The organism is Virgibacillus xinjiangensis (assembly GCF_042643145.1).
In the GTDB taxonomy this organism is placed as follows: domain Bacteria; phylum Bacillota; class Bacilli; order Bacillales; family Amphibacillaceae; genus Virgibacillus_O; species Virgibacillus_O xinjiangensis.
Genome location: NZ_JBHRSA010000037.1, coordinates 1 through 9,145, shown reverse-complemented (window position 1 = coordinate 9,145; position 9,145 = coordinate 1). Strand labels below are relative to the sequence as shown.

At 48.8% G+C, this 9,145-nt stretch carries 11 protein-coding genes; 1 reads left to right on the top strand and 10 read right to left on the bottom strand.

The window, feature by feature from the left end; genetic code table 11:
* Positions 1-92 precede the first annotated feature (92 nt).
* From ACFOGI_RS09155 to ACFOGI_RS09145, 3 genes are all read right to left on the bottom strand, one after another.
* Complete coding sequence (locus tag ACFOGI_RS09155) at positions 93-434, bottom strand: DNA-directed RNA polymerase subunit beta (RefSeq protein WP_390271658.1); 342 nt, start codon at positions 432-434, stop codon at positions 93-95.
* Between the two features lie 304 nt (positions 435-738).
* Positions 739-1,740 carry a rod shape-determining protein gene (gene mreB, locus ACFOGI_RS09150; RefSeq protein ID WP_390271657.1) on the bottom strand — a complete coding sequence of 334 codons (1,002 nt, stop codon included), beginning with the start codon at positions 1,738-1,740 and terminating at the stop codon, positions 739-741.
* Between the two features lie 428 nt (positions 1,741-2,168).
* On the bottom strand, positions 2,169-2,372 hold the full coding sequence (locus ACFOGI_RS09145; RefSeq protein ID WP_390271655.1) for a hypothetical protein: 204 nt from the start codon (positions 2,370-2,372) through the stop codon (positions 2,169-2,171).
* Between the two features lie 266 nt (positions 2,373-2,638).
* Between ACFOGI_RS09145 and ACFOGI_RS09140 the strand changes: the two genes are divergently transcribed.
* Positions 2,639-3,664, top strand: a complete 1,026-nt coding sequence (locus ACFOGI_RS09140) for a nuclease-related domain-containing protein (protein WP_390271653.1) — start codon at positions 2,639-2,641, stop codon at positions 3,662-3,664.
* Positions 3,665-3,683: 19 nt separating this feature from the next.
* Here ACFOGI_RS09140 and ACFOGI_RS09135 read toward each other — a convergent pair whose 3' ends face one another.
* The 7 genes from ACFOGI_RS09135 to spoIID all read right to left on the bottom strand — a co-directional run bounded on the left by ACFOGI_RS09135 (position 3,684) and on the right by spoIID (position 8,761).
* On the bottom strand, positions 3,684-3,839 hold the full coding sequence (locus tag ACFOGI_RS09135) for a hypothetical protein (RefSeq protein ID WP_390271651.1): 156 nt from the start codon (positions 3,837-3,839) through the stop codon (positions 3,684-3,686).
* Positions 3,836-4,039, bottom strand: coding sequence for a hypothetical protein (locus ACFOGI_RS09130; RefSeq protein WP_390271649.1), 204 nt, complete (start codon positions 4,037-4,039; stop codon positions 3,836-3,838). The genes ACFOGI_RS09135 and ACFOGI_RS09130 overlap by 4 nt, the downstream gene beginning before the upstream one ends.
* Positions 3,996-4,157 (bottom strand): hypothetical protein, encoded by a 162-nt coding sequence (locus ACFOGI_RS09125; protein WP_390271647.1) that lies wholly within the window; start codon positions 4,155-4,157, stop codon positions 3,996-3,998. The genes ACFOGI_RS09130 and ACFOGI_RS09125 overlap by 44 nt, the downstream gene beginning before the upstream one ends.
* 32 nt (positions 4,158-4,189) lie before the next feature.
* Entirely contained in the window at positions 4,190-4,471 is a 282-nt protein-coding gene (gene spoIIID / locus ACFOGI_RS09120; RefSeq protein ID WP_390271645.1) for a sporulation transcriptional regulator SpoIIID, read from the bottom strand.
* A 733-nt stretch (positions 4,472-5,204) separates the two neighbouring features.
* Entirely contained in the window at positions 5,205-6,218 is a 1,014-nt protein-coding gene (locus ACFOGI_RS09115; RefSeq protein WP_390271643.1) for an AimR family lysis-lysogeny pheromone receptor, read from the bottom strand.
* A 175-nt stretch (positions 6,219-6,393) separates the two neighbouring features.
* Entirely contained in the window at positions 6,394-7,341 is a 948-nt protein-coding gene (locus ACFOGI_RS09110; RefSeq protein WP_390271641.1) for a peptidoglycan DD-metalloendopeptidase family protein, read from the bottom strand.
* A 199-nt stretch (positions 7,342-7,540) separates the two neighbouring features.
* Positions 7,541-8,761 (bottom strand): stage II sporulation protein D, encoded by a 1,221-nt coding sequence (spoIID, locus tag ACFOGI_RS09105; RefSeq protein WP_390271639.1) that lies wholly within the window; start codon positions 8,759-8,761, stop codon positions 7,541-7,543.
* Positions 8,762-9,145 lie beyond the last annotated feature (384 nt).

Sequence of the window (9,145 nt, the reverse complement as noted above, 5' to 3'; positions counted from 1 at the left end):
CGGCTACAATGACCTTCACCGCTCGGGACTCGAACCCTAAAGCGTGCGCACATGCCGGGCACACAAAAGAAGCATCCTGCATTCACACGGAATCAGGATGCTTCTTCGTTTGGTTTGTTGCCCTGGAAGACAATGTCATATATATGCTCCCAAGTCTCTGCTCGTAATATCTCCAAAGGATTGCCATCCCCGAGCACACTGTAGCCAATCATGAGACCGGCAATCAATGCGATGGCAGCAAGCAGTATGACCACGATGATGCGCAGCCATATCGGAAAGACGCGGCGTCTCGGCTGGGATGCCAGCTTTTCGGCTTTCTTCTGCTGCTTGATCTCTTTGCGGGACTTTGCATCAGTGGCCTTCTTTTCTGGCTGCTTCTTTTTCGATTGTTTGTAGGACTTCCGTGATTGCTGCTCAGATTGGTTGTTTGGCATCGGCAGTGACTCCTTAATTCTCGACAAAATACGTGTTTCTGGCTAAATTGTATCATATTTACAAGGATGTTTCACGAGAGAATGGGCCATCAGCTGGGCCATTGCACAAAAAAAGTGCCGGCATGAAGAGACCATCCCGCTATTTTGGAATAGTGGAAAGTTGCTCCTCCTTTCCATGGGGATGGCTCACATGATGCTACTATTAATGGAGGCCTCCATACCTATGGGTTCCCATTGTCCGGCTCTTCCGATTCTGGCAGATGAAGATTGAGGATTGCCCTCAACGGAGATTGGTGCCAAGCCTTCAGCCGATTTTTCTCCGCTCAATCTTATCGATATTTTCCAGCATGATGCCTGTCCCTTTGGCAACACAGTGCATCGGTTCATCCGCAACGAACACCGGCACTTTCAATTCCTCGGCCAATAGTTGGTCAATACCGTGGATCATCGCGCCGCCGCCTGTCAGGATGACTCCGCGGTCGATGATATCTGCGGACAACTCAGGTGGTGTCCGTTCCAGCACTGATTTTGCCGCTTGGACAATCAATGCGACCGATTCCCTCAGCGCTTCCTCGATCTCATCCGAGTACACCGTAATGGTTCTCGGCAACCCGCTGACCATATCACGACCGCGAATCTCGATTTCTTCCGAACGCCCGCCCTCGTAAACGGTGGCCACATTGACCTTGATATCTTCTGCCGTGCGCTCACCAATCAGGAGCTTGTACTTCTTCTTTATGTACTGAAGAATTTCCTGATCGAATTTGTCCCCGGCCATCTTGATCGACTCGGAGGTAACAATATCCCCCATGGACAGCACCGCCACATCCGTCGTGCCGCCACCAATATCCACGACCATGTTTCCGCTCGGCTGGAAGATTTCCATGCCTGCACCGATCGCAGCCACTTTCGGCTCCTCTTCCAGGTAGACCTTCTTGCCTCCTGATTTCTCAGCCGCTTCCTTGATCGCCTTCTGCTCCACCTTGGTAATGTTCGTCGGGCAGCAGATCAGCATCCTGGGCTTCGATAATAACCCTTTTACATTGATTTTATTGATAAAATGCCGCAACATCGCTTCTGTAACATCAAAATCAGCAATAACCCCATCCTTCAAAGGACGGATCGCATCGATATTTCCCGGCGTCCTGCCGACCATACGCCTCGCCGCTTCCCCGACCTCAAGCACCTTGCCGGTCTGGCGGTCCATGGCAACGACAGACGGTTCATCCAGGACAATCCCTTTCCCTTTCACATGAATCAGCACATTGGCCGTTCCAAGATCAATTCCAATATCTCTGGAAAACATGATCAAAATCCTCCTAGTATAAATAACTGTCTTACCTCTGTCAAAAAACCTGATACTGCTAATACTATATTTTACCACAGATTTCTACAATTAACTGTAGTTTCCTGAAAAATTTTATAGAGCGGATTTCCCGGCTCTCCCGCTGATTCCGCGGACCTCCTGCCGATATCACCGCTCTCCCGCTGATTCCGCGAGCCTCCTGGCGATATCACCGCTCTCCCGCTGATTCCGCGGACCTCCTGCCGATATCACAGCTCTCCTGCTGATTCCGCGAGCCTCCTGCCGATATCACCGATCTCCCGCTGATTCCGCGGACTTCCTAGCGATATCACCGCTCTCCTGCTGATTCCGTGAGCCTCCTGGCGATATCACCGCTCTCCTGCTGATTCCGCGAGCCTCCTAGCGATATCCCCGCTCTCCTGCCGATATCATCGATCTCCTGCCGATTCCGCGGACCTCCTGCCGATATCACCGCTCTCCCGCTGATTCCGCGAGCCTCCTGGCGATATCATCGATCTCCCGCCGATTCCGTGGACCTCCTGGCGATATGATCGATCTCCCGCCGATTCCACGAGCCTCCTGCCGATATCACCGCTCTCCTGCCGATTCCGCGGACCTCCTGCCGATATCACCGCTCTCCCGCTGATTCCGCGGACTTCCTAGCGATATCACCGCTCTCCTGCTGATTCCGTGAGCCTCCTGGCGATATCACCGCTCTCCTGCCGATTTCCTCGCGCTCCGGAGGATTTCCTACATGTGCTGCAGATTTCCCTGCACTCCGGCGGATTTCCTACAGCTGCGGCTGATATATTATCATCCTTCTATCATTTTTCTCATAAAAAAAGAGGAGTTTTGCAAGATGTGTAGAATACTACTTATTCAAAAGGAGTGATACATATTGATACGCAAAAAGAGAGTTAAGCCATATGACCTTTTGTGTTACGAAGCGCTTTTTCGAAGACTGAAGGAGAAGTACAGAGATAACAAAACCTTGAATAAAGAATATGTAAATAATCTCGCGGGTTACCGCGGGGAGCAAACCCTTGATTATAAACTCAGTATATACCCTCAAAAGGGCCTCTACGTTTATCAAGGCCTGCGTTTGAAAGTAAACAATCATTTTTTCCAAATAGATACGCTAATTCTATCCAGCAAATTCATCCTCCTCGTGGAAAGCAAGAATTATAAGGGCCAGGTGAAATATCATTCAGACTCTGATCAGCTAATCCGCACCATCGGAAAGAATGAAGATGGATTTCAAAGCCCGCTGCTTCAAGTCCAGTCACATGAAATGCAATTTAGCTCATGGCTTCAGCAACATCTTTCCCTCCATGCCATCCCCACCGAATCCTATGTCGTAATCAGTGACCCAGCCACCATCCTTCAGAACTCCCAGAACGACCCTGCATTCTACGAAAAAATGTTCCATGTCGATAAGCTTCTGCCAAAATTGGACGAACTGAAAATCAAATATACCAGGAATTTGCTAAGCAAACAGGTGATGCACTCCATTGATGAGAAATTGCTGCAGCAAGACGTACCACGACAACCCGATTTATTAAAACAATATAATTTAACAAATGACCATGTGATCAAGGGCATCCAATGCAACAACTGCGGGGCTTTTCCCATGAAAAAGTCTCTAAAAAAATGGCAATGCACTAGCTGTTTGCACGTTGACTTCAAAGCCCACGAACGAGCACTTCTGGATTACTTCTTGCTCTATCAGCCAACCATCACCAATAACCAGGCCAGAGAATTTTTGCAAATCGGCTCTGAAAAAACAGCATATACCCTATTGAAATCCATGGACCTCCGCGAAACGGGCAAAAACAAAGCCAGAGTGTACCACGCTCCCCCGCTTGAAAACTACCCACAACATTCCTTCGTTCCTAATAAGAAAAAAGCAGTTATGGAAATATAATATTCCTTATACTCTATCCTTAATGCTGATAAATATGTTCTCCTGCGGATATCCAGGACCTCCTGCCGATTCCGCGGACCTCCCGCGGATAACCATGCTCTCCTGCTGATTCCGCGGACCTCCCGCGGATAACCATGCTCTCCTGCCGATTCCGCAAGCCTCCTGCCGATATCATCGCTCTCCTGCTGATTCCGTGAGCCTCCTAGCGATATCATCGCTCTCCTGCCGATTCCGTGAACCTCCTAGCGATATCACCGCTCTCCTGCTGATTCCCAGCACCTCCCGCGGATAACCATGCTCTCCTGCCGATTCCGCGAGCCTCCTGCCGATATCACCGCTCTCCTGCTGATTCCGCGAGCCTCCTGCCGATATCACCCCTCTCCTGCTGATTCCGCGGACCTACTGCCGATATCACCCCGCTCCGGCCGATTCCGCACTCCCTCGCTCCACACACTTCAAAAAACCCAGCCGCTCCCAGCTGGGTTCCTCTCATGGGTTATCTGCTCCTTCCTTTTCCTATATTAATCACCCTACCGGCTTTACTTCACTTCCTTCAGGTGTATGGATTTTATACTTTTTGCGGGTTGCTTCCCCTCCGCGCAGATGGCGGATGGATTTGTGGTACTCGAGCACTTCCTTCACCTGATTCGCCAGCTCGGGATTTATCTCCGGCAGTCGTTCGGTCAGGTCTTTGTGTACCGTACTCTTTGATACGCCGAATTCTTTAGCAATCACCCGGACCGTCTTTTTGGACTCGACGACATATTCACCGATCCGGATGGTCCTCTCTTTGATGTAATCATGCACACCGTTCGCCTCCCTGTGTTGGTAATTTCCGAGGTGTAATTTGAGACAAGGTGTAAATTATCTGTGGCCGGCAACCTGGACAAGGATGAAAAGTATGGGGTTGAAATCCTGTACAAATGCAACTAGGATAGGTTTACAGGAAACGTTGATCCAGAATGCTTGTATAATTAACGGAATTTTCAGTATATTTTATCGACACTACTGGGCATCAGATTCATTGCTGTGTATGTAAAAAGCCACACAAGCTCTCACCTCAGACACTTCTGTATGCTTGGTTTGTATATGTTTATTACTGGCATGCAAGGTTTATGCTTAGTTTTTGCGCATAACTGCAGGGTGCACGGCATTTTTTACATTTATTTTACAACTTCAGCAGAAAAACCGGATCTCCCCATGGAAACCCGGTTTTTTTATTCTCTATATCTTATACGCTTGTCCAGCAAATTTCCTCAATCGATGCCTCCCAGCTCCGGATCATGCAGCAGAATCACTTCCACAAGCTCGGGAGACGCCGGTATGAATACGGCAAGGACTGCCAGTAACAAACACTTGCGACTCCACTTCATCACTACACTCCCTTTTCTTGAAACATAGTCCCTATCCTGGTGTCTATTGGGAAGGAGACCTCCCCGCACGGCAGGCAAAGCAACGAACAAAAAATTGCCACCCTGCCATATCTCTATACAGATCAGGAATAATTTTCCACTTTCTATGGTCAGTAAACAAACAAAATCTACAGGTCCAGTTCCCGGATGGCCTGTAGGGACAGCCGGCTGAAGAAGAAGTCCCTGCGGTCTCTGATGAACATCCGGTAGGCACGCAGCAGGATTTCCCTGTCCTGTTTAGCCTTCCCGAGATAGTAGACGGAGAATGGCGTTTCCTCGTCCAGGCTGTTTAGGATATCAATGGCCTTGTCATTGTTGCCCTTTGCAATCTCCAAATGAGCCTGTTCAGCCTTGTCCTCGGTAGTAATGCCTTCGGGTCGGCCGTAATGGGCAGCAAGGAATGGAATATTGTTATGGCGTATTTCATAAATACGTTGATGCAGTTCCTGTTTTTCCGCCAGTTTCAATGCTTCCCGTAAGTGGAGCATGCCCTGTTCATAGCTTTCGAAGGTATAGGAAAGTCCCAATTTCATATGGGCATTCACCTTCGTCTTATCATTGAACGTCTGCTGCAGCAGCCGGTAGCCGAATTTACGGGCCATCAGCACTTCATTCCGCATGAGATGGTAGAAGAGCAGAAGGCTGTACAAGCGGATGCGGAAGGCATATTTCAGCAACCGGTCTTCCACTTCCTCGAGATAATACTGGTATTGATTGAGGAAGTTGCCGAACTCGCTATATTTGTTCATGTTTATATGGGCGTGTAATTTAACGTATTCCAGGAGACATATCAATTCGGGTTCTTCTGTCTGGAGGCGGCCGGCCTGCTGGAGTATGAGATGGGGAGACTTTACCTGATGGACGGCATCCATCATCAGTTGGTAGACTTCCGCCCACTGGATATTCGACGGAATGCCTGTTTCTCTGTTCTTTTGGATCATCTCATCCATATCCTTATAGAATCCGTTGATATATATGTACTCTAACCCTACTTTCAGCAGTAGAGAATCATTTTCATTCAGACACTTCGTCCGTATAGCCAGAAGAATTGGCTGCGTGTCGTCCGTTTCCTTCAGCATTTGGATGTGTTCCTGGAAGTATTGGACGTCTTCCGGACGCAAGGTCAAAGATGATTTCACCATATGGAGGAGCCCCTTTCCGGGTATAAATGGAGACTGCCGCAAAAGCGCTTCCATTTCCCAATAAATATTTTTCTACTTCCAATATTACCACAATTCATCCATGTAGTAGTACTCTATCGTTCGACAAATACCAAAAAAAGATCCCCGGCCTTATGCCAGGGATCTTTCCTTTATTCTAGGGCTGGTCCAATAGCGGGGAATCCAATTCATCCTCTTCGCTATCTTCTTCTGTATCTTTATCTTCCGTTTCCTCTTCGTTTTCTGCTGCATCGTCTTCTTCTTCAGCTGCCGGTTCTTCCGATTCCTCTACCGCGTCGGACTCTTCCGTTGCGTCTGATTCCTCCGTGGCCTCAGATTCCTCGGATGCTTCCGTCTCCTCTGTAGACTCGGATCCTTCTGCAGCTTCTGTTTCTTCATTTGTCACACTGTCCAGTTTGGTTACTGGCTGATTGAAGAATTCTTCCGGATTCACTTCATTGCCTTCTTTTCTCAGCTGGAAATGTACATGGGTGCCATTATCTTTGCCGAACAGATTCTGTCCGGAGGTTCCCAATCCATCTCCCTGCTTCACATTGTCTCCTGCCTGTACGGAAACTTCTTCAAGGCTTGCGTAATAGGTCATGACATCATTTCCATGAGAAAGGATGACGACATTTCCAAGAAGCGGGTCTTCCTTCACTTCCTGTACGGTACCACTCAATGCAGCTTGTACACTGAATGCTTCTCCGTCAGCAGAAGCAATATCCACGCCTGAGCTCTGGTAAAAGCGGTTGTTGTATAGAACCAGGGCATTTTCCTGATCCTCTTGGTCTGCGTTGTAATCATAAAATTTAGTTACGATTTCTGCTTGATCCTCATCCGCTACAGGCATTTGAATGGTTTCCTGCTGATCTACTACCGGATTGGCTTCTTCATCCATTGGTGCCGAGTCGAAGTCACCATCATTCACGATTTCTTCCTGATCTTCTGCAGCATCAGGAACCTGGTTATCCATGTTCTGATACCATACGACAACCGACAGAAGCAGTGCAGCAATCGTCAAATAGAGTGCCGGGAAAAACCACTTCTTGCGGAAAATACGGCTCCACTTGTTTTTTGAAGCCCCTTTGTTTTCTTCTTTCATAGCTCATCACCTCATCCCCCATTCTGAGCAGAAAAAAGGGAATATATACCTCCCAAACATAAAATTTCTTGTTTTTGCGGATGAGTTTTGGAAAGTGGGGGAAAGTAAGTGTTTAAATGCTGCTACATCAGGTTTTTCCACCTGCCGGCATTTTACCAATCTGTGTCGCTGCGCCATGCGGAAATAAGAAAAACCCCCGTCATTTTGCGACGAGGGTCGGTGCGGTATCATCCACGGTACTTATTTCAACACCTTGGTAGTAATGAGCAAGAATATCCTTATAATCTTTTCCTTCCTGGGCCATGAAATTTGCACCATACTGACTCATCCCAATCCCATGGCCATACCCCTCTGTCGTAAAGATAAGGTGGTCGTTTTTCTGTTCAATCGTGAAATCACTCGAACGCAGGCTCAGCTTCTCTCTGACTTCCCTGCCGCTGAACGCCTGGTCTCCGAGTTTCAGCTGGTCCACCCGGTCCCCTTCCGTCCGGGTCACTTCCATGGACTGCGAGGCTTGCGCCGGCAGATCCACTCCTAGAGCGGTCTCTACTTCCTGGATGGTAAAGATCTGCTGGTCGAGGAATTTCGGCGACTCTTTATCCCACGGGCTTTCCACACTTCTCAAATAGGGAAGTTCACTTTCCCAGTAGTCTTCCGAGTTTTCCGTATAGCCATTGCTGGTGGAGAAAAATGCCGGTGTGATCGGCGCTTCCTTATAGGTCAAAATCTGCCCTTCCGTAGCGGCAACCGCTTCCTCTATTCTTTTCATGTTCTTTGCGTATTCACTGCCCCACTGCTGCCGGAGGTCACTTTCACTCTTATATACCTGATGCTGGACCGTATCGGTCACATCGAATTCATTGGGGTCATTCTGATACAGGACATGATTCACAATGTAAGTTCTGGCTGCAAGCGCCTGGGCCTTCAGAGCCTCCATCTCAAACTCAGCACTCATTTCTGATGCCACGACTCCCGCGACATAGGTTTCCAGCGGAACATCTTCCACCGTCTCCGATGCATGGCGCATCACCTCCACGGCAAAAGAAGACTCCTTCTCCTCCGCTTCGCTCTCTGCCGGTTCCTCTTTCCCCGCCTGCTCTTGCTCCTTCACTTCTGTCACCGCCTTCTCCTCATCCCCGAAAGGAAGGACAATCATGGCGGGCAAAGCCAGAATCACGAACATCAACGCCCCCAGAAAAATGGCTGCCGGCATCTTCCAAATCGAGCGCCGGTTTCCATTCCCTTTCAGATAGGAAGGCTTTTTACTACCTAACACAGGTTTCTGAGGGCCAGAAAAACTGTACGCCTTCCCGGTGGCCTGCTGCTTCTTTCTTTTCTGCATCTGGTTCAATAACTTCGATGTCTTTTTTTTACGGCTGGATGAGAACGACTGGTAGCGATAGTTGTTGCGCTTGTTCATGGCTTCCTCCTCTTCACGTATACTCTATGGATTCCCACGGCCGTTCAACCGGCCTCTATTAATACTTATACAAAATCAGCCGATGATAGAACTCTGAAATCTGGAGAGTGGCACGCCTTCTGCCGATAAACCTGCGCTCCCGCCGATTTCGCACTCCTCCTGCCGATAAGCCTGCGCTCCCGCCGATTCCACGCTCCTCCTGCTGATAAACCAGCTCTCCCGCGGATTCCGCTCGCCTCCTGCCGATTAACTCGCGCTTCCGCGGATTCCGATCGCCTCCTGCCGATAAACCTGCGCTTCCGCGGATTAAGCGCTCCTCCTAGTCAAGTCCTCATTGTTGTGTAAATTCTAGTTACAATTTTTCAACCACTTATTGATTATATG

Bases quoted from the DNA above. Each gene is read 5' to 3' on its own strand.
- spoIID (WP_390271639.1), bottom strand. From the start codon at position 8,761: ATGAACAAGCGCAACAACTATCGCTACCAGTCGTTCTCATCCAGCCGT.
- ACFOGI_RS09115 (WP_390271643.1), bottom strand. From the start codon at position 6,218: ATGGTGAAATCATCTTTGACCTTGCGTCCGGAAGACGTCCAATACTTC.
- ACFOGI_RS09155 (WP_390271658.1), bottom strand. From the start codon at position 434: ATGCCAAACAACCAATCTGAGCAGCAATCACGGAAGTCCTACAAACAA.
- ACFOGI_RS09110 (WP_390271641.1), bottom strand. From the start codon at position 7,341: ATGAAAGAAGAAAACAAAGGGGCTTCAAAAAACAAGTGGAGCCGTATT.
- mreB (WP_390271657.1), bottom strand. From the start codon at position 1,740: ATGTTTTCCAGAGATATTGGAATTGATCTTGGAACGGCCAATGTGCTG.
- ACFOGI_RS09125 (WP_390271647.1), bottom strand. From the start codon at position 4,157: ATGAGAGGAACCCAGCTGGGAGCGGCTGGGTTTTTTGAAGTGTGTGGA.
- ACFOGI_RS09135 (WP_390271651.1), bottom strand. From the start codon at position 3,839: ATGATATCGGCAGGAGGCTTGCGGAATCGGCAGGAGAGCATGGTTATC.